Raw genomic sequence first — 19,471 nt, 5'->3', positions numbered from 1 at the left:
TTGTTGATAATACACTTTAACGGGTAGCTATCCTTAATTTTTCTCAATCTATCTTTTCTGAATTTGTTTAAGATTCGAGCTTAACAGGCAGATGGGGATTGCCGTGCATGAGAATTCTGCTGGTTGAGGATGACGAGTGTATTGCAAGAACCCTTGAAACAATCCTCACAAAAGAAAACTACGCGGTTGATATTGCCTTTGATGGTGAAGTTGGTTGGCGGTTGATTGAAACCTTCGCCTACGACTTGATTTTGCTGGACGTGCTGTTGCCCAAGTTGGATGGGCTGACACTCTGCCAGCGGTTGCGATCGCTCAATTATCAGACTCCTGTTTTGTTGGTAACGACCCAGACGTCCAGTAGCGACCGAGTGGCAGGGTTAGATGCGGGAGCCGATGACTACCTCACCAAACCATTCGAAGTGCCTGAATTGCTGGCACGGATTCGGGTTCTGCTGCGACGAAGTAGTTCACCCGTTCTGTCAATGTTGGAGTGGGAAAAATTACGGATCGACCCCGGCTCGCGGGAAGTCCGCTATGGCGATCGCCTCTTGCATCTAACGCCTAAGGAATATCGACTGCTGGAGTTGTTTTTGCGCAATCCCTATCACGTCTTTAGCCGCAGCGGCATCCTGGAACATTTGTGGGCATCGGAGGAAGCACCCGGTGAAGATACAGTGACTGCCCATATTAAAGGATTGCGGCAAAAGCTGAAAAAAGCCGGAGCCCCGTCAGACTTAATTGAAACGGTGTATGGTATCGGTTATCGCCTGAAACGAAATGGTAGTAACGGTTCTGGCTCAATCCCGTCTTCCTTCACCTCAGTTCAGAACCCTGCGGAAGAAAATGCCGCAGAGGGCTCAGAAGCGAATACTCAGCCATCCTGGCAGGGGCAGCAGACAAAAATGGCTCTCGCCGAAATTTGGGAGAAGTTTAAGGACCTGAACAGCGATCGCCTGCAAGTGTTGGAACGAGCGATCGCCCTCTGGCAGCAGGGCGACTTAGATAGTAAGCAGCTTGAGCAGGGGCGATGGGCTGCCCATAAACTGGCTGGAGCATTGGGAATTTTTGGCTTAACCAGAGGTTCCCAAATTGCCACCAATTTAGAACCCTATTTCAAGAATGGTGAGCGTCCAGCCCTGCCGATACTCCAGCATCTGACCCAGCAGTTGGCAGAACTAAAAGCTGAGTTGTACCAAGGACCCAAACCTTCACCTCAACTTGCTGTAAGGATGAGTTGCCCCCTGTTGTTGGTCGATGATGACCTCGACCTGGTTGAGCAGATTGTGCAATCCTCCAGGGCACCTGCAATCCAGGTCAAGCAAATCTTTCATTTCCAGGCTGTGCGAGACATCATCATGGCCCAGTCGCAAGAAATTGGCTTCGATGCTCTGGTGTTGAATTTTCCCCTCACCACAGCAACAAAAACAGACCTGGAATTGCTCCAAAGTCTGGCTCACCAGCTTCCGCCAATTCCTATCCTGCTTTTCACCGATCAGGACAATCTGGATTTGCGCATCTGGCTGGCCCAAACAGGCATTTATGCCGTCATCTCAAAGGCTTTGGCTGGACAGGTGCTGGATATCATCCAGCGTATACAGTTTCGGGCTGGCAGGCTGGCGGCTAATGCGCGATCGCCCAACCTCCAGCCTGCACGGGTGATGGTGGTGGATGACGACCCACAGGTATTGATGGTGATGCGGGCACTGTTAGAACCCTGGGGGCTACAACTCACCACCCTGGAGCACCCACCCCAATTCTGGCGGGCTCTAAAAACCTGTGTTCCCGATTTACTGGTTCTGGATGTGGAAATGCCCCATTTTAATGGCATTGAGCTTTGCCGGGTAGTGCGCAATGCTCCTCAATGGAGCCAAATCCCGGTGGTGTTTCTCACGGTACATACCGATGCCGCAACGCTTCAGCAGGCCCTCGCCGCTGGAGCCAACGACCTGATTAGTAAACCTGTTAGAGACTCAGAAGTGGTGAGTCGCATCCTCAGCCAACTGGAACGGACTCAACTGTTACGAAGTATGGCGGAGTTAGGAAATGCAGTCTGAATTTCAGCCGCTGAAAATATTGCCCCCTGTTCCATCTTCCAGGACGGTCGATGGCTTTGAAGGGTTATTGCACCGAATGACGAATCGCATTCGTCAGTCTCTAGAGTTGCCAGAAATCTTGAATGCAACGGTGGCAGAGGTGCAGGCATTTTTGGGAACAGACCGGGTTAAGGTTTACCGCTTTTACGACGATGAAAGCGGTGAAGTCGTGGCAGAATCCATTCGAGATCAACGCCTGCCTTCTTTGATTGGGCACAGTTTTCCGGCAGAAGATATTCCACCAGAAGCGCGAGAACTGTTTCTAAAAGCCCGCCAGCGCTCCATTGTGGATATTGAAAGTGGGCAAATTGGACTCAGCCCTCTTAGGGAAGACTCAGAAGAGATGAATGGCGACATTCGCTTTCGTCCAGTGGACCCTTGCCATGTGGAATACCTGACCACGATGGGAGTCCGATCTTCCCTCGTTGTACCGATTCTGGACCGCGATCGCCTCTGGGGACTGCTCGTTTCGCACCACAGTGAACCCCGCCACATTGCGGAACAGGAACTTCAAGTGGTGCAACTCATCGCAGACCAGGTTTCGGTGGCAATTGCCCAGTCCAATCTGCTCAACCAGGCACGGCTGAAAGCCACCCAGGAAGCTACCATTAACCAGATCACCACCCTGCTTCATGCGACTCCTGATATACAGTTGCGAGAGGCGTTAGAACGGGCGATCGCCGCATTGCAGGGCTGTGGTGGCAGAATTTACCTGGCACCCCAAAATACCCAGCAGTCACCGCAACTCTTCACCTGCGGTAGCCAGCCTCCCATGCCTGACTCCTGGAAACTGCGAGATGCGAATGGAAACCGGCGGAAACCCCTTCAAAATCCTCCTCCGATCTTCCCAATCGAGCAGCACCCCCACTGGCAAACCTGGCTGGAAATGGAAGACCCCATTGACCCAGAAAACGGCATCTGGGCCATCTCCGACCTGTACCAGGCGGTCATGCCCTCTGATTTGGCGGTTGCTTTTCTGTCTACTAAAGTCCGTGGCTTGCTGATTGCGCGCCTCCAATACCAGCAACAAATTTTGGGTTACCTCACCGTCTTTCGAGGCGAAATCGATCTTGAGCGAGTTTGGGCCGGACGGTGCGATCGCGATGACCCCCGCCAACTTCGCCCCCGCCAATCTTTTGAAACCTGGCGCGAATTAAAACGCAACCAGGCTCATCCCTGGACCCATGCTGACATTAGCCTGGTGCAAGCGCTCAGCAACCACATTGCCGTTGCTCTCCATCAAGTCAGCCTCTACCAACAAGTTCAGGCACTGAACAGTGACCTGAAACGAGACATTCAAAAACGCAGACAGGCGGAAATCAAAATCTCGACCCTCAATGCCCAGCTAGAGCAACGGGTACTGGAGCGCACTACAGAATTACAACGGGCCAATTCTGAGCTCATGCGAGAAATTGCCGAACGGGAACGCGCCCTGCTAGAGCGGCAACAGGCAGAAGCTTCCCTGGCACGCCTCAGTCACCAAAACGAACTCATTCTTAACTCTGCTGGGGAAGGCATTTACGGCCTCGACCTCCAGGGCAAAATTACCTTTGCAAACCCAGCCGCTGCCAGAATGCTGGGCTACGAAGTCACCAAACTGATCGGGCAATGGATGCACACCCTCCTGAACCATGCCCGCTCCGATGGTACCCCCTACTTGCTTTCCGAAAACCCCATCTACGCCACTCTGCGCGATGGCACCCTCCATTCCCGGTCAGAAGATCTGTTTCAACGACAAGACGGCTCCTTCTTTCCAGTTGAATACGTCAGTACGCCAATCCGCGAACAGGGCAACATCGTTGGTGCCGTCATTATTTTCAAAGACATTACCGAACGCCAGGTCGTTGAACAAATGAAAGACGAATTCATTTCCATCGTCAGCCACGAACTCCGCACCCCCCTCACATCCATCCGTAGTACTTTGGGCTTACTGGCAAGCGGTTGGCTCAGCAGCCATCCCGACAAAAGCCAGCGCATGCTCGAAATTGCCTTCTCCAACACCAATCGTCTGGTACGTCTGATCAGCGACATCCTGGATGTAGAGCGCATCAAGTTTGGTAAAGTCACCATGGAGAAAAAAAGCTGCAATGCAGCCGACTTGATGGTGCAATCAGTCGATGCCATGCGAGCAATGGCCGATAAAGCCGGAATTGCCCTCTCAGTCAATCCTGTCACAGCCACCCTCTGGGCAGATCCAGATCGCATCATCCAAACCTTTACCAACCTTCTTAGCAACGCTATCAAATTTTCGCCTGCTGGTTCTACCGTATGGCTGACTGCAGAAGTTAGGAGGCAGGAGTCAGAAGGCAGAAGTCAGGAGGCAGGAGGCACAGCTTTTAACTCCACAGGCGATACAGGCATTGGAAACTCCGAAAGGAGTAAGAATTCAAAACTCGAAACTCAAAACTCCCTCACCCCATCCCCCCCATCCCCCTTCCACCCCCTTTATCCTTTTTCGCGTCAAAGATCAGGGGAATTGGCATTCCAGAAGATAAACTGGAGACAATCTTCGATCGCTTTCAGCAGATTGATACCTCAAACTCTCGCAGCCGGGGAGGCAGTGGTTTAGGGCTAACCATTTGTCGCGGGATTGTGCAACAGCACGGTGGACAGATTTGGGTGGAGAGCCAGTTGGGAAAAGGAAGTACTTTTTGCTTTACGTTGCCGCTGGGTGAAGCAGCGAATGGTTTAAAGGTTAAAAACTAGAAGTTAAAAAGTTCCTGTTCAAAACTCTTGTTTTCAGTTGGTATCAACTCGCTTTTCCATTTCCATTTTTGATTTTTCACTTTTAATTTTCATGCCTAAACGCGTCCTCATCATTGACGATGAACCTGATATTCGTGAAGCAACTCAAGTTTGTCTGGAGATTGCCAAAGGTTGGCACGTCACTACGGCCAGTTCCAGTAGCGAAGGGCTGGAAAAAGCGGCATCCGAACAGCCAGATGTTGTTTTGCTGGATGTGATGATGCCCGATATGGACGGTTTAGCAACTTTTGAACAGTTGCGAACCAACCCAACCACTCGCCATATTCCAGTTATTCTGCTAACGGCTAAAGCCCAACCAGCCGATCGCCGCCGCTTTACCCAATTGGAGGTTGCCGCAGTCATCACAAAACCCTACGATCCGCTCACTTTGGCAGACCAGATTGCCGAAATTCTGGAATGAAACAGTGATATTAAAGGGTGTACAGCAGCATCTGTGAAATTAAGGAATCGGGAGCCAGAAGCCAGAAGCCTCTCCTGAATCCTGGCCCTGCCTTCTTCCCCCTAAAAGCCAGCAAATATAACTGTCGCCAGGTTACTGAGGACATTGGTTTTAAGGGGGTGTGGAGGTGCAGCTCCCAGCCAGGGGTGGACCCCCCGCACCCCGGCCTAAGCCTGGTGACTAAGCTATATAGCTCTATGCGGATGCGTTAGGACATTGGAATAGAGGGAGTGGGGGGCTGCCACCAGCCAGGGATTCCACTCCTACACCCCGTCCTTATCTATTAGGAGTACTGCTATACGATCTCTAGAATTCTTATGCTCTTTACAATTCAATACAAAAAACCATGAGATCCACTGGAATCGTAACTTTTTTTGAAAAAGTCCCCTGCCTTCATAAGTTCTTCACCTTTTTTCCCTAACCTCTCTACTTGAGTGTTTCGGTTTCTCTTCAGAAGCAGGAAGAACTGGTAAAGATATTCTGACTGGATTGTTCCTGCTCATTTTCTGGAGGAATTCCGAAATCTGACTTCTCAATTTCAATACTGGAGGGTTTTCCCAGCTTGTGGATAAAAGAGCAGCGCAAGCGATCTTTTATCCCAACAAAATCCCTGAAATAGTGATTTTGATTGGTAATCAGCATTGCCTGACGCCAAGCGCTCAGGAGAACCTGCTGAATTATCTGGATTGAAAAGAAGTTTTAACCATCGACCAAGGTTGTCTGAAACCCAACTGTGCAGTGGACGGTAGCTTTTTCCAGTTACTCCCGCTGCCAATTCTCAAATTCAACAATAATATAAGCCCGTCGCACCTGGCCTAGGAAACCTCTGCGACGGGCAACTCCCAACTATGAAAGAAAGGAGCTTATAGCCTCATGATGACACAATTTGGTCGGGCGATCACTGCTGATAGCGATCGCCCCGATCAAATCACTGCACCCGCCCATCCAACCCAACGGAAACCAAGAACCTTCTCCTGGGAGCGGTTCTGTCGATGGGTTACCAGCACCGAAAACCGGATTTACATCGGTTGGTTCGGTGTGATCATGATTCCCACTCTGTTAACAGCTGCCATCACTTTTATCATTGCGTTCATTGCAGCTCCACCTGTCGATGTGGCGGGTACGGGTGAGCTGCTTTCGGGTTCGCTTTGGAGCGGCAATAATATCATTACCGCAGCGGTGGTTCCCTCTTCTGCAACGATTGGGCTGCATTTTTACCCGATCTGGGAAGCGGCTTCAATTCAGGAGTGGCTTTACAACGGGGGTCCTTACCAGCTCATCGTTTTCCATTTTCTAATTGGTATTATTTGCTATCAAGACCGCGAATGGGAGTTAAGTTACCGCCTGGGAATGCGCCCCTGGATCTCCCTCGCGTTTACTGCCCCAGTTGCCGCCACAGTATCGGTGTTGCTGGTTTACCCCGTTGCTCAAGGCAGTTTTTCATCGGGAATGCCGTTAGGGATTTCCGGCACCTTTAATTTCATGTTTCTGTTTCAGGCAGACCACAACATTCTGATGAATCCTCTGCATCAAATGGGAGTCATTGGCGTGTTTGGAGGTGCTTTCCTGAGCTCGGTGCATGGTTCTCTGGTAACCTCTACCCTGCTGCGAAAGACGAATCCTGACGAATCGATCAACGCCGGATACATCCTAGGACAACGGGAAGTGACTTACAGTTTCCGGGCTGCCCAAATCTATCAGCAGCGTCTATTTTGGCGACGGATCAGCTTTCCCAATCCTCGCTCTGTGCATTTTCTGTTGGCAGCGCTTCCGGTTGCAGGCATCTGGTCAGCAGCGATAGGCGTTGATATGGCCGCCTTTAATTTTGAGCAGATCACGTTTAATGATGTTCCTCTTTATTCCCAGGGACAACGAGTTCCAACGTGGTTTGACATGATCTGGCAAACCAATCGGGGAATTGCGGAGGCGAGCGATCGCACAACTCATACCTTTCCCCCCGAATTGATTCTGCCGGATGAGTTTTTGAATGATGAAGGTTAGTCATTGGTCACTAGTCATTAAAGCATGATGCATCACACTGGCAATTGATCATTAATCGCTCAAAACTGGCTAATGACATCACTTAACTAATCACTCAAAACTCGAAGCTCTTCTAAGTTTTCCATCTAGCAAAAGGAGAGTCTTGAATGGTTCCACGCACTCCTGAGCAGAAGCAACGCGTCAGGGTGGTTGTAGACAGAAACCCGGTTCCTACTTCATTTGAGAAATGGGCACAGCCGGGCCACTTCGACCGTACCTTAGCGAGAGGTCCCAAAACCACCACCTGGATTTGGAACCTCCATGCCAATGCTCACGATTTTGATAGCCATACCAGTGATCTGCAGGAGGTTTCTCGCAAAATCTTCTCAGCTCACTTTGGGCATCTTGCTGTTATTTTCATCTGGCTTAGTGGCATGTATTTCCATGGCGCTAAGTTTTCCAATTTTTCCGCCTGGATGGCTGACCCACTTCATGTAAAGCCTAGCGCTCAGGTGGTTTGGCCAATTGTCGGTCAAGACATTTTAAATGCAGATGTGGGCGGTGGGTTCCACGGCATTCAAATTACCTCTGGATTATTTCAGATGTGGCGGGCGGCAGGATTTACAAATGAATTCCAGCTTTATTGCACCGCCATCGGTGGATTAGTGATGGCCGCCATTATGTTATTTGCTGGCTGGTTTCATTACCACGTTAGTGCCCCCAAGCTGGAATGGTTCCAGAACATGGAGTCTTATATGAATCACCACCTGGCAGGGTTGCTGGGCTGTGGTTCGTTGGGTTGGGCTGGTCACCAGATCCATGTGGCGCTGCCGACGAATGAACTGCTGGATCGGGGTGTTCCGCTCAAAGATATCCCCCTCCCCCATGAGTTCATTATGAATTCAAACCTGATGTCGGATATCTATCCCAGTTTTGCCAAGGGGTTGACGCCTTTCTTTACACTCAACTGGGCTGCCTATTCGGATTTTCTGACGTTTAAGGGTGGATTAAATCCGGTAACGGGTGGTTTGTGGCTAACAGATACGGCGCATCACCATCTGGCGATCGCAGTTCTGTTCATCATCGCGGGTCACTTCTACCGCACCAACTGGGGAATTGGTCACAGCTTCAAGGAATTGATGGATGATGCCAAAACCCCCAAAATGTTGCCATTTTTGAGTTTCATTGGCCCTCGCGGGCACGAAGGTTTGAATGAAGTCTTCGAAACCTCCTGGCACGCGAATTTAGCTATCCACCTGGTTCAAATGGGAACCGCCAGCCTCCTGGCAGCGCATCATATGTATGCCATGCCGCCCTATCCCTATCTGGCAACCGACTATGCTACGGTATTATCCCTCTTTACTCACCACATGTGGATTGCAGGCTTCCTGATTGTGGGTGGGGCTGCCCATGCCGCCATCTTTATGGTGCGTGACTATGACCCAGCTCAACATATCAATAACGTGCTGGATCGGGTGATTCGCCACCGGGATGCGATCATCTCTCACCTCGCCTGGGTCTGTCAGTTCCTTGGCTTCCACAGCTTTGCGATGTACTGCCACAATGACACTATGCGGGCGTTTGGCCGTCCCCAGGATATGTTTTCAGATACGGGGATTCAGCTTCAGCCCATCTTTGCTCAATGGATTCAGCACATTCATACCGCAGCGGTTGGGGCTGGTAACGTGGCTCAACCGCTGGGCAATGTGTTTGGTGGACTGCGAAATATTGAACTGGGCGGACTGGGTGTAACGGCTCCCAATATTATGGGTCCCGTAAGCCACGCCTGGGGTGGTGGGGTGGTTGCCGTTGGTGGCAAGGTGGCGATGATGCCGATTCCCCTGGGTACAGCTGATTTCCTGATCCACCACATCCATGCCTTTACAATTCACGTCACAGTGCTGATCTTGCTGAAGGGAGTGCTGTTTGCCCGAAATTCGCGGCTGATTCCCGATAAGGGGAACCTGGGATTCCGCTTTCCCTGTGATGGTCCAGGCCGGGGCGGTACCTGCCAGGTTTCTGCCTGGGATCATGTGTTCATCGGTTTGTTCTGGATGTATAACTCCCTGTCGATTGTGATTTTCCACTTCTTCTGGAAGATGCAGTCAGATGTCTGGGGAACGGTTAACCCGGACGGGACAATCGCTCACATTACAGCGGGCAACTTCGCTACCTCATCAATTACCAACAATGGCTGGCTACGAGATTTCCTCTGGGCTCAGTCTACCCAAGTGATCACGTCCTATGGTTCAGCTCTGTCTGCCTACGGAATTGTCTTTTTGGGTGCCCACTTTATCTTCGGCTTCAGTCTCATGTTCCTGTTCAGTGGCCGCGGCTACTGGCAAGAACTGATTGAATCGATTGTCTGGGCTCATAACAAGCTCAAGATTACGCCCGCGATTCAACCTCGCGCCTTGAGCATTATTCATGGCCGGGCGGTGGGGGTTGCCCATTACCTGCTGGGAGGAATTGCGACCACCTGGGCGTTTTTCCTGGCCCGGATGGCGGCGATCGGTTAGGGAGTTTTGAGTTTTAAGTTTTGAGTTTTGAATGATAAACCGAATCGATCGCCCAAAACTCAGGCTTAAAACTCGCTTCAATCACTTCCTTCCCTAACTCAACATTCAACATTCAAAACTCAAACCTATTTAGAGCTATGGCGACTAAATTTCCAAAATTTAGCCAGGACCTTCAGGGAGACCCTACGACTCGGCGGATCTTCTATGCGATCGCTACAGCCCACGATTTTGAAAGCCACGATGGCATGACCGAGGAGAATCTCTATCAAAAGATATTCGCCTCCCACTTTGGTCATCTGGCAATCATTTTTCTGTGGACATCGGGCGTTCTGTTTCATGTAGCCTGGCAAGGTAACTTTGAGCAATGGATCAAAGATCCGGTAAATATCAAACCCATCGCCCACGCGATTTGGGATGCCCAGTTGGGTCCGGCAGCGATCGAGGCATTTACCCGCGCCGGGGCACGGAACCCGGTTGATATCTGCTACTCCGGTGTTTATCACTGGTGGTATACCCAGGGAATGCGCACCAATGCTGACCTGTTTACCGGATCGATTTTTCTACTGCTGTTAGCAGCCATCTTTCTGTATGCCGGTTGGCTTCACCTCCAACCCAAATACCGCCCCGGCCTCGCCTGGTTTAAGAATGCAGAATCCCGCCTTAACCATCACCTGGCTGGGCTATTTGGGGTGAGCTCTCTGGCCTGGGCAGGACACCTGATCCATGTGGCGATTCCCGAATCGCGAGGTCAGCATGTGGGCTGGGATAACTTCCTCACCACTCCACCCCACCCGGCAGGTTTGGGAGCTTTCTTTACCGGAAACTGGGGAGTCTATGCCGAGAACCCGGATACGGCTGCCCACGTCTTTGGCACATCCCAGGGGGCTGGAACGGCAATTCTCACCTTCCTGGGCGGCTTCCACCCACAAACCCAGTCCCTCTGGTTGACGGATATGGCGCATCATCATCTGGCGATCGCTGTTCTGTTCATTGTTGCGGGGCACATGTACCGCACTAACTGGGGCATCGGGCATGGCCTCAAGGAAATGCTGGATGCCCTGCAAGGTCCGGGTTGGAAGGGGTTCTTCATTGCGCCCAGAACTGGACGGGGACACCAGGGCATTTACGAAACCTACAACAACTCACTGCATTTCCAGTTGGGCTGGCACCTGGCTTGCCTGGGAGTCATCACTTCCCTGGTGGCCCAGCACATGTATTCCATGCCGCCCTATGCCTTTATTGCGAAGGACTTTACAACACAGTCGGCACTCTATACCCATCACCAGTACATTGCTGGATTCCTGATGGTGGGTGCCTTTGCCCACGGAGCCATCTTCATGGTGCGGGACTATGACCCCGAACTGAATCGAGACAACGTTCTGGCCAGGGTATTGGCACATAAGGAAGCAATCATCTCGCACCTGAGTTGGGTATCCCTCTTCCTAGGCTTCCATACCCTGGGGTTATATGTCCATAACGACTGTGAGGTGGCCTTTGGTGCCCCTGAAAAGCAAATCCTGATCGAGCCTGTGTTTGCTCAATGGATTCAGGCGATTCATGGCAAGACGTTGTACGGAGTCAGTACTCTGCTCTCAAACCCAGATAGCATTGCCTCTACGGCCTGGCCCAACTATGGCAACGTCTGGCTACCTAACTGGTTAGAAGCGATTAACAACGGTACCAATTCCCTGTTCCTGACGATTGGACCGGGTGACTTTTATGTGCATCACGCGATCGCCCTCGGTTTGCACGTCACCACCCTAATCCTGGTCAAGAGTGCCCTCGATGCTCGCGGTTCCAAACTGATGCCCGATAAGAAAGACTTCGGCTACAGTTTCCCCTGCGATGGTCCCGGTCGGGGTGGCACGTGCGATATCTCTGCCTGGGATGGTTTCTACCTCGCCATGTTCTGGATGCTCAACACCCTCGGCTGGATCACCTTCTACTTCCACTGGAAGCATCTGGCAATCTGGGGTGGCAACGTCGCGCAGTTCAACGAAAGCTCTACTTACCTGATGGGCTGGTTGCGCGATTACCTGTGGCTATACTCCGGCCCCCTGGTCAATGGCTACAACCCCTATGGCACCACTTCCCTGGCAGTATGGGCATGGATGTTCCTGTTTGGGCACCTGGTTTGGGCCATTAGTTTCATGTTCCTGATCGTCTGGCGGGGTTACTGGCAGGAGTTAATCGAAACCCTCGTATGGGCTCACGAAAACACTCCCCTGTCCTTTGGTTATCCCAAGGATAAGCCCGTCGCTCTGTCTATTGTGCAGGGACGACTGGTTGGCTTAACCCACTTCACGGTCGGGTACATCGCCACCTATGGAGCCTTCCTGATCGGGGCAACGGCTTCCAAGTTTGGCTAGCCCTCCAAACATGAGATAGGGGCGTGTCATGAACGCCCCTATCTAACAAGCGTGAGACTCTCCTCGTCTCATGGAGTCCTGGTCAATGGCTATTACGATCAGGACTTTTCTCTCAATCACCTAAGAGTGTATCAGAAGGGGGCCAGACTCCCAAATGGTTGATTGGGCGATCGCCCCCTTCTCTTTCCAGCCCCCTTCTCTTTCCAGAAGGAATTCATCTCTTGTGTTCAAAAAGGTAAAAAAACATGGCTGCAACAAGTCAGACCGATCTGTCTTCTGTTTATGAAGGAGTTGACCCGGTTAAACCCTATAAAGGAGATCCATTCCGGGGCAATCTATCGACTCCGTTCAATGACTCTCCCATCGTCAGGGCTTACATTCAAAATCTCCCAGCATACCGTCCTGGGCTAACCCCTTTCATGCGTGGGCTAGAAATTGGGATGGCACACGGTTTCTTCCTGGTCGGTCCCCAAGTTGTTGTGGGACCACTGAGAGAAACAACCCATGGGGCTAACCTGAGTGGACTCATCACTGCCATTTACATCACCGTATCCGCCTGCCTGGGAATTTCCATTTTTGCCCTTGCAACTTTTCAGGGAGATCCACGAGGAACCTACAACTCCAACTCAACAGATGAGCTAAGGCCCCTGAGAAAAAAAGAAGATTGGTTCCAATTGAGCGGCGGCATTCTTTTAGGCTCGATGGGAGGGGCCATATTTGCCTATCTCTTGCTAGAAAACTTCACCGAGCTGGATGCCATTCTGCGGGGAGCCGTCAACGTCAGTCAAAATCTACTTCCCTGGATTTTTGGATAGGGGTTATTGGTCACCAGAGTTTTCCCATTCAGCTTCCAACAGACTCTATGACAAATGACCAAAAATCAACAATTATTAGGAGCAAGCATCATGGTTACAGACATAACCCAGTTAACAGGTGACTACGCCGCTTCATGGTTACCCTGGCTTATGATTCCCTTAGTTTTCTACATCCTACCTTTCCCAATCGTGGCACTTATTTTTCTTTGGATTGAAAGAGAATCCGTTGAAGAAGAAAGCTGACTTGAAAATAGCGATTGCTGTATCGACACACGAGGTTCTGTAGGGTGCTGTTAGCGATAGCGTAACGCACTGATCAAGTGGGAATAACGTCTCGTGTCATTACAAATAGCTAATATAGCAGGCCTAAATCAGTCGTGAGATTGAGAGGCTTTGTAAGAAAGAATTCCGTAGGAATCCTTTCTCACAATCCAAATAGGATCGCTATAGTTAACAACCAATCGCTAATAGTCAAAAGCCATTAGCCATCTTTAGTTTATCGATGCGAGCTAAGTAGCTAGGCGCAATTAAATTAAGGATAATTTTGGAGGTGGAGGGGGTGAAACCCTTTGCCTGGGAGCACAGACCCCACTCCCCCCTTAACAATTAATTAAGGCTACCTGCTTACTTAGCATCATTCAGGCAATAGAGCCAACAAAACCTGAAATTCAATCCCTACAGGAGACCATTTCATGCGTAAAATTTTGGTCTGTTTGCTAATACCCATTTCCGTACTGTTCATCTCCCTGAGTAATGTTCCTCCTGCTTCGGCTGATGGAGTCTTAGTCCCCTGCAATCAATCCCCCGCATTTCAACAGCGTAGAAGCCAGGCTCCTGATACCTACTACTTCAATAAACCATTTGAAGTTTATGGATCTGAACTGGCTTGTGGCGAAGATGGGTTGCCTCACCTGCCAATCCGATTGGATCGGTTCATTGATGTTTTGATTCCATTTTCCATATTTCTATACACGGCTGGATTTATTGGTTGGTCAGGTCGCTCCTACTTACAGGCGACTAACAAATCCAGTAATCCTGAGGAAAAGGAGATTTTTATTGATCTTCCTTTAGCCATTCAATCCTTCATCAAAGGGTTACTCTGGCCTGTCATGTTTCTTCAAGAATTGGTTAGCGGACAGTTAACAGCTAGGGATAGTGAAATTCCGATTTCACCGCGATAAAACCTTGTCTAAAAAGCCTTTGAATCCATCCAAACCTTACAGGAGTTTCCTCATGAAACACTTTTTCAAATACCTGACCAGTGCCCCCATCATGGCAACCCTTGCCATGATCATCTTCTCTGGAATCTTGATTGAGCTGAATCGTTTCTTCCCAGGTTTACAGTACGGAACTTATTTCCATTCAGTTCCCTAGTGGACGATGGCATAAGTCCAGTAAGTAGCTAGGCGCAATTAAATTAAGGATAATTTCGGGGATGGAGGGGGTGAAACCCCCTGCCTGTGGGCGCAGCCCCCACTCCCCCCTTGACAATCAATTATGGCTACCTACTTAGTCCGTTAGGTTAATTTAAGTTACCCCTTAAATCTATAAAATGCATTTCTAGGGTGTTTTAAGGGTTTTCGACCCCTTGAAACAGTCTTGCTAGACCACTAGACTTGAGCAACTTCCTTAGAAAGGGCTTCCCTGATCGCTCAACAGGGAAGCCCTCAGCACTCATTACGAACTGACAGCGCCGAGAGCGCCGACAGAAAAACCTACGCTTTCGGGGTCTTAGATGGGTCGCCTTCTCCGGCGAAGTATGCCCAGGTTCCAATTGTGGCAGCCAGTAGCCAGCCACCAAAGAACACGATCGCTAAAGTCAACATCAGATCCTCCTTTGAGTAGTGCACTCATCGTTGGTTTTCTTTGAGTCGTACCCGGGTAGACACCCAAATACGTTAACAAGGGGATCATGGGTTCGCAACGTTTCTTAACGATAGGCGGAAATTGTTACGTTCCGAAACAAGAACCTCAGACAGAAGAATTGCTATGAACATTGAGACGAGGAGAGGGGATCTCTAGTTCTGCATGGTTGAGTCAAACCATTTGGTCAGGTGGGAACCTATCCGCGGATTAAATCGCTACTAAAGTATTAACAGATTCTGAAAGTGGGCAGTGTGCTAGTTCTAGAGTTATTCTCTAGAGAGATGTTCCATGTCTCGACAGAGCCAGTAAGGTTTCTAAGTAGCTGGGCGCAATTAAATTAAGGATAATTTTGGGGGCGCAGCCCCACTCCTCCCTTCACAATTAATTGTGGCTACCTACTTAGAACACTTCCTGAAAGTGATTGAGTTTGGCCCAAGACGTTAGAAACCAGTCATCACCCCTTAGAATTTCAACTAGTGGTTTGTCAAGACTGTTTTCCTGAGTTGGGCCTGAAAAATACCCGGCAATTGGGTTTTGTATCTTAAGCAGGTCTCCAATCAATCCTGACAGACGACTTGTCCATCTCGGAAGGGTGAGCATGAGCGAAACAACCGATACCATTTTTGGCAAAATTGCCCGCAAAGAAATTCCTGCTGACATTGTTTATGAGGACAATTTGGCGATCGCGTTTAAAGACGTTAATCCCCAGGCTCCCATCCATATCCTGGTCATCCCCAAACAACCCATCGCCAAACTGGCAGACGCCGAATCCCAGGACCATGCGCTCATGGGTCATCTTTTACTTACCGCCAAACGAGTTGCAGACCAGGTAGGGCTTACCAACGGCTACCGCATCGTGATCAACAACGGCCCAGACGGGGGCCAAACCGTTTATCACCTCCATCTCCACATCCTGGGTGGTCGTCAAATGGGATGGCCGCCGGGGTAAACTCCCCTACCCCAAATCGCTAGAATTGTCATAAATTTGGAGGCATGGCAACGGTTTACACACGTCCCCTTGCTCGGTTAATTGAGCAACTGCAACATCTACCAGGAATTGGTCCCAAATCTGCCCAGCGGCTGGCCCTTCATATTCTGAAACGACCGGAAAATGAAGTAAAAGCCCTAGCAATGGCACTGATGGAGGCAAAGCAGCAGGTTGGTTATTGTTCTGTTTGCTTTCATCTGTCTGCCGAGCCGGTTTGTGAAATTTGCCGCGCCCCTAACCGTGATAGCAACATCATTTGTGTTGTTGCCGATTCAAGGGATGTTATTGCGCTGGAGAAAACTCGTGAGTATCGGGGTAAGTATCATGTTCTGGGTGGCTTAATTTCGCCTATGGATGGGATTGGTCCTGACCAGCTCCATATTCAACCACTAGTGCGGCGGGTCAGTCAGCAGAAGATTGAGGAGGTCATCATTGCAATCAGCCCCAGTGTTGAGGGAGAAACAACGACGCTGTATGTTGGTCACCTACTCAAACCCTTTACAAAAGTGACACGAATTGCGTTTGGATTGCCTATGGGGGGGGAGATCTGGAGTACGCCGATGAAGTGACTCTGGCAAGGGCATTGGAAGGTCGGCGTGAACTGGATTAGCCACCGTAAACTTTTGCCTGTTGGTATGAAGAATCAAATTGCACTGCTGATTATACTTAGTGTGTGTTGCTGGATACTTAGTGTGTGTTGCTGGGCGACGGCGGCAATCGCGGCTCCCCCCGATCCCGAAACGGAAACCCTGATTCGGGAACGGTACAACCTCCTGCTCTTTACTAGCCGCAGTTGCGCTTACTTTGCCAATCCCAAAACCCTTGAAAGTTCTGGTGATAATCGCTTCGTCTGGGTCTTGAATGCAGGCAATGAGGATACGGGTACACTCTGCCGGGGTGTGTTCAGGTTTCTCTGGTTGAATGTCAATTGCCAGACAAAAAACCCTCACCTTCACGGACTCCGCCCCATCTATGGAAGAGCAGCAGCGCAACAAAATCGAATATGTGGATGAAGCCGTTGCTCAGAAGCTATGCGAAATATCCGCAACCCCGGCTCCTGGCTCCTGAATCCCGGTTTCTCCCTTTCCCCTTGAACTCAAAACGCTCCCATTCCCTCTTCTTATCTCAACTTCTGCTTAATGAATGCCAGGATTTGAGCCATCTGCTTCTTCAAACCATCAATTTCAGCTTGCATCCTGGCGATTTTCTCATTCAAAGCCTGAATGTCTCCCGCTGGGGCAGCACCATTAGCAGAGGCAGTCGTTGCCACAGAAACCGGACGCCGCTTGGCTTTTGCCATCGCCGCCTTGATGGCATCAATCAATTCCTTCTGATCAAATGGCTTCTGGACAAATTCAAAAAACTCAAATGGTTCCTGAAGCTTTTCGGTGACTTCTTCCTTCCGACCGGACATCAGCACCAGGGGAATGGTTTGGAGTTCTTGACTGGCCTGGATTTGCTGATACACCTCCCAGCCGCTCATCCGGGGCAGCAAAAAGTCGAGCATAATCAGGTTGGGGCGCTCCTGGCGAATCAGGTTTAATCCCTGAATACCATCCTTTGCTTCCAGGACTTCAAAGTTACCTTTGGGTAACATATCGCGCACCATATTCCGGATGACGTTGCTGTCATCAATGACCAGGATTTTGTGACTTGCCACAACTGAACTCCTCTGGTTAGGACTGCAAAAAACGTGTCACGGCATCAACTAGTTTAGCCTCTACAGCACAGAATGATTCTCATCAGACCCTGGAGCGATCGCTCTAAAGCCAGCCATAGCGCTGAGTCAATTTCAATCCTTTAGAATTTGAAAGAATCCAACTGGAAACGTGGACTCTCTGCTTTTGCCAGTATGCCATTCTGATCGCCTTGTGCATCAACAATTCCTGACTGAGATCCCTTTTCAACGGCTATTATTCCCAACCCTATGTCTGCTGCAACGAATCCTGCTGCAATTTCTTCAAATACCTCCCGCCGCCGCGCAGAAATTGAAACCATGCCTGAGTGGCTGCGGCGCCCAGTTGGTAAAGCCAGTGAGATTTCCACGGTGCAACGCATCATCAAACAACGCCAGATTCATACGATCTGTGAGGAAGGACGGTGCCCAAATCGAGGAGAGTGTTATGCCCAGGGAATGGCAACGTTCTTGTTAATGGGTCCAACCTGCACCCGTGCCTGTGCCTTTTGCCAGGTGGATAAGGGTCACGCTCCCATGCCCCTTGACCCGGCAGAGCCTGAGAAAATCGCAGAGTCGGTAAAGTTGTTGGGGTTGCGCTATGTGGTGTTGACTTCTGTGGCACGGGATGACTTGCCCGATGGAGGCGCGGGCTGGTTTGCCCGGACGATCGCCCAAATCCGCACTGTCAACCCCGGCACCCAGGTTGAAGTGTTGACTCCCGACTTTTGGGGCGGGCGGGATAGCGATCGCTCGGCTGATGACCTTCAACGGCAGCGGATTGCAACCGTTGTTGCCATGCAGCCTGCCTGCTATAACCACAATATTGAGACAGTACGGCGGTTACAGGGCCCGGTGCGGCGGGGGGCAAAGTATGAGCGATCGCTGCGGGTACTCGAAGTCGTCAAAGAACTCAACCCTGCGATTCCGACCAAATCGGGCTTAATGCTGGGCCACGGGGAAACCGAGGCAGAAGTCATTGAGGCGCTGGTGGATTTGCGCAAAGTGGGGTGCGATCGCCTCACTTTGGGACAATACCTGCGCCCTTCGCTGGAGCATCTGCCCGTCCAGAAGTACTGGACACCCGAAGAGTTTGACCGTCTGGGAACGATCGCCCGCGAGATGGGCTTTTCCCATGTGCGATCGGGTCCCCTGGTGCGGAGTTCCTACCATGCCGGGGAAAATGGGTAATCCTCATTCCTAAGTGCTGTATGCTCGAAACTTCGTTTCGATTCATACTGCTTTTCAATAATGCCCCCATCCCCCCTACCCTCCCATTAGCGGAAACTCTTTATAGATAATCCATCGCTTTCCATCGTGAATTAGCAGTGTGAGATTCAAAACCTGGAAATTAAACCGTAGAGGTTGAGCTTGAAACTCTGCCCAGGCAGCTCGAAAATTTTGCTTCGTCAGATCGCGGTAACCGACCGTCATGTGGGGAGCAAACGATCGCGTCTTCGATACCGGATCAACGATTCCCAATGTCGTTTCCATGTAAGCCATCAGCTTTGCCTGCAAATCCAGCAATTCTGGTGTTTTCACTACATTGATGTAAATAACGCGAGGCACAAATGCTCCAAACCCTGAAAGCTCCACAGGTACAGGTGCCTGTTGACTGGCAAACTCACTCAATCGTTGTATTAGCGTTGGCAGATCTTCAGATAACCAATCAAACGGCGGCTGCAAGGTCACATGCGGTGGAGACTTCAGCGCAGCCCGACTCCCATAGCGATCAGCAAAAATTTGCTTGATTTCATTGGCATAATTCTGAACCTCTTGAGGAGGCAATAGAGCGATGAAAAATCGGCGATTGGAAGAACTCATGAGGGCTCACCAGAAGAAACTCCAACATTGGGCAAGTCACGCCGCCCCTTTTCATGCCCGGAAACGGTGAAGGCATGGCGAGGGGGCTGATCTGTACTTATGGTAAAGGTGAGCGGGTGTTGGGATTATTCAGGCTT

General features: G+C 50.4%; 16 protein-coding genes and 1 pseudogene. 14 read left to right on the top strand and 3 right to left on the bottom strand.

Translation table 11 applies throughout. The features are described 5' to 3' along the window. Positions 1-107 precede the first annotated feature (107 nt). The 10 genes from P4D80_RS20510 (at position 108) to P4D80_RS20465 (ending at position 14,355) form a co-directional block, all read left to right on the top strand. A complete protein-coding gene (locus tag P4D80_RS20510; RefSeq protein WP_421655872.1) occupies positions 108-2,054 on the top strand; it encodes a response regulator in 1,947 nt (648 codons plus the stop codon). Next, positions 2,044-4,662 (top strand): GAF domain-containing protein, encoded by a 2,619-nt coding sequence (locus P4D80_RS20505; RefSeq protein ID WP_421655871.1) that lies wholly within the window; start codon positions 2,044-2,046, stop codon positions 4,660-4,662. The genes P4D80_RS20510 and P4D80_RS20505 overlap by 11 nt, the downstream gene beginning before the upstream one ends. Then, positions 4,560-4,799 carry a sensor histidine kinase gene (locus P4D80_RS20500; protein WP_421659575.1) on the top strand — a complete coding sequence of 80 codons (240 nt, stop codon included), beginning with the start codon at positions 4,560-4,562 and terminating at the stop codon, positions 4,797-4,799. Before P4D80_RS20505 ends, P4D80_RS20500 begins: the two co-directional genes overlap by 103 nt. 91 nt (positions 4,800-4,890) lie before the next feature. Continuing rightward, complete coding sequence (locus P4D80_RS20495; RefSeq protein ID WP_421655870.1) at positions 4,891-5,259, top strand: response regulator; 369 nt, start codon at positions 4,891-4,893, stop codon at positions 5,257-5,259. A 912-nt stretch (positions 5,260-6,171) separates the two neighbouring features. Further along, on the top strand, positions 6,172-7,299 hold the full coding sequence (locus P4D80_RS20490; protein ID WP_421655869.1) for a photosystem II q(b) protein: 1,128 nt from the start codon (positions 6,172-6,174) through the stop codon (positions 7,297-7,299). Positions 7,300-7,445: 146 nt separating this feature from the next. After that, positions 7,446-9,797 carry a photosystem I core protein PsaA gene (gene psaA, locus P4D80_RS20485; protein ID WP_421655868.1) on the top strand — a complete coding sequence of 784 codons (2,352 nt, stop codon included), beginning with the start codon at positions 7,446-7,448 and terminating at the stop codon, positions 9,795-9,797. A 137-nt stretch (positions 9,798-9,934) separates the two neighbouring features. After that, positions 9,935-12,166, top strand: coding sequence for a photosystem I core protein PsaB (gene psaB / locus P4D80_RS20480; RefSeq protein WP_421655867.1), 2,232 nt, complete (start codon positions 9,935-9,937; stop codon positions 12,164-12,166). A 245-nt stretch (positions 12,167-12,411) separates the two neighbouring features. Beyond that, the gene (locus P4D80_RS20475) at positions 12,412-12,981 is read left to right on the top strand and encodes a photosystem I reaction center subunit XI (protein WP_421655866.1); all 570 of its coding nucleotides are present in this window, start codon (positions 12,412-12,414) and stop codon (positions 12,979-12,981) included. A 692-nt stretch (positions 12,982-13,673) separates the two neighbouring features. Continuing rightward, the gene (locus P4D80_RS20470; RefSeq protein ID WP_421655865.1) at positions 13,674-14,162 is read left to right on the top strand and encodes a Photosystem I reaction center subunit III; all 489 of its coding nucleotides are present in this window, start codon (positions 13,674-13,676) and stop codon (positions 14,160-14,162) included. Positions 14,163-14,214: 52 nt separating this feature from the next. After that, on the top strand, positions 14,215-14,355 hold the full coding sequence (locus tag P4D80_RS20465; RefSeq protein WP_421655864.1) for a photosystem I reaction center subunit IX: 141 nt from the start codon (positions 14,215-14,217) through the stop codon (positions 14,353-14,355). Positions 14,356-14,696: 341 nt separating this feature from the next. Here the strand turns inward: P4D80_RS20465 and P4D80_RS20460 are convergent, their stop codons facing one another. Then, positions 14,697-14,831, bottom strand: a complete 135-nt coding sequence (locus tag P4D80_RS20460) for a hypothetical protein (protein ID WP_421655863.1) — start codon at positions 14,829-14,831, stop codon at positions 14,697-14,699. 614 nt (positions 14,832-15,445) lie between these two features. Here P4D80_RS20460 and P4D80_RS20455 point away from each other — a divergent pair. The 3 genes and pseudogenes from P4D80_RS20455 to P4D80_RS20445 all read left to right on the top strand — a co-directional run bounded on the left by P4D80_RS20455 (position 15,446) and on the right by P4D80_RS20445 (position 16,848). Beyond that, the gene (locus P4D80_RS20455) at positions 15,446-15,796 is read left to right on the top strand and encodes a histidine triad nucleotide-binding protein (protein ID WP_421655862.1); all 351 of its coding nucleotides are present in this window, start codon (positions 15,446-15,448) and stop codon (positions 15,794-15,796) included. A 44-nt stretch (positions 15,797-15,840) separates the two neighbouring features. Continuing rightward, a pseudogene (recR, locus tag P4D80_RS20450) lies at positions 15,841-16,445 on the top strand (recombination mediator RecR). Further along, positions 16,432-16,848: a hypothetical protein gene (locus tag P4D80_RS20445; RefSeq protein ID WP_421655861.1), complete on the top strand. Its 417-nt coding sequence runs from the start codon at positions 16,432-16,434 to the stop codon at positions 16,846-16,848. Before recR ends, P4D80_RS20445 begins: the two are co-directional and overlap by 14 nt. 107 nt (positions 16,849-16,955) lie before the next feature. Here the strand turns inward: P4D80_RS20445 and P4D80_RS20440 are convergent, their stop codons facing one another. Next, a complete protein-coding gene (locus tag P4D80_RS20440; protein WP_421655860.1) occupies positions 16,956-17,495 on the bottom strand; it encodes a response regulator in 540 nt (179 codons plus the stop codon). A gap of 267 nt (positions 17,496-17,762) precedes the next feature. Between P4D80_RS20440 and lipA the strand changes: the two genes are divergently transcribed. Further along, positions 17,763-18,701 carry a lipoyl synthase gene (gene lipA / locus P4D80_RS20435; protein ID WP_421655859.1) on the top strand — a complete coding sequence of 313 codons (939 nt, stop codon included), beginning with the start codon at positions 17,763-17,765 and terminating at the stop codon, positions 18,699-18,701. 75 nt (positions 18,702-18,776) lie between these two features. Here lipA and P4D80_RS20430 read toward each other — a convergent pair whose 3' ends face one another. Further along, positions 18,777-19,334 carry a 2'-5' RNA ligase family protein gene (locus tag P4D80_RS20430; protein ID WP_421655858.1) on the bottom strand — a complete coding sequence of 186 codons (558 nt, stop codon included), beginning with the start codon at positions 19,332-19,334 and terminating at the stop codon, positions 18,777-18,779. Positions 19,335-19,471: the final 137 nt, after the last annotated feature.

The sequence above is a fragment of the Leptothermofonsia sp. ETS-13 genome (assembly GCF_049200465.1).
GTDB lineage: Bacteria > Cyanobacteriota > Cyanobacteriia > Leptolyngbyales > Leptolyngbyaceae > Leptothermofonsia.
The sequence above is the reverse complement of the archived record's forward strand: the minus strand, read 5'-3'. Positions and strand labels throughout refer to the sequence as shown.

Bases quoted from the DNA above. Each gene is read 5' to 3' on its own strand.
- P4D80_RS20510 (WP_421655872.1), top strand. From the start codon at position 108: ATGAGAATTCTGCTGGTTGAGGATGACGAGTGTATTGCAAGAACCCTT.
- P4D80_RS20505 (WP_421655871.1), top strand. From the start codon at position 2,044: ATGCAGTCTGAATTTCAGCCGCTGAAAATATTGCCCCCTGTTCCATCT.
- P4D80_RS20495 (WP_421655870.1), top strand. From the start codon at position 4,891: ATGCCTAAACGCGTCCTCATCATTGACGATGAACCTGATATTCGTGAA.
- P4D80_RS20490 (WP_421655869.1), top strand. From the start codon at position 6,172: ATGATGACACAATTTGGTCGGGCGATCACTGCTGATAGCGATCGCCCC.
- psaA (WP_421655868.1), top strand. From the start codon at position 7,446: ATGGTTCCACGCACTCCTGAGCAGAAGCAACGCGTCAGGGTGGTTGTA.
- psaB (WP_421655867.1), top strand. From the start codon at position 9,935: ATGGCGACTAAATTTCCAAAATTTAGCCAGGACCTTCAGGGAGACCCT.
- P4D80_RS20475 (WP_421655866.1), top strand. From the start codon at position 12,412: ATGGCTGCAACAAGTCAGACCGATCTGTCTTCTGTTTATGAAGGAGTT.
- P4D80_RS20470 (WP_421655865.1), top strand. From the start codon at position 13,674: ATGCGTAAAATTTTGGTCTGTTTGCTAATACCCATTTCCGTACTGTTC.
- P4D80_RS20465 (WP_421655864.1), top strand. From the start codon at position 14,215: ATGAAACACTTTTTCAAATACCTGACCAGTGCCCCCATCATGGCAACC.
- P4D80_RS20455 (WP_421655862.1), top strand. From the start codon at position 15,446: ATGAGCGAAACAACCGATACCATTTTTGGCAAAATTGCCCGCAAAGAA.
- lipA (WP_421655859.1), top strand. From the start codon at position 17,763: ATGTCTGCTGCAACGAATCCTGCTGCAATTTCTTCAAATACCTCCCGC.
- P4D80_RS20430 (WP_421655858.1), bottom strand. From the start codon at position 19,334: ATGAGTTCTTCCAATCGCCGATTTTTCATCGCTCTATTGCCTCCTCAA.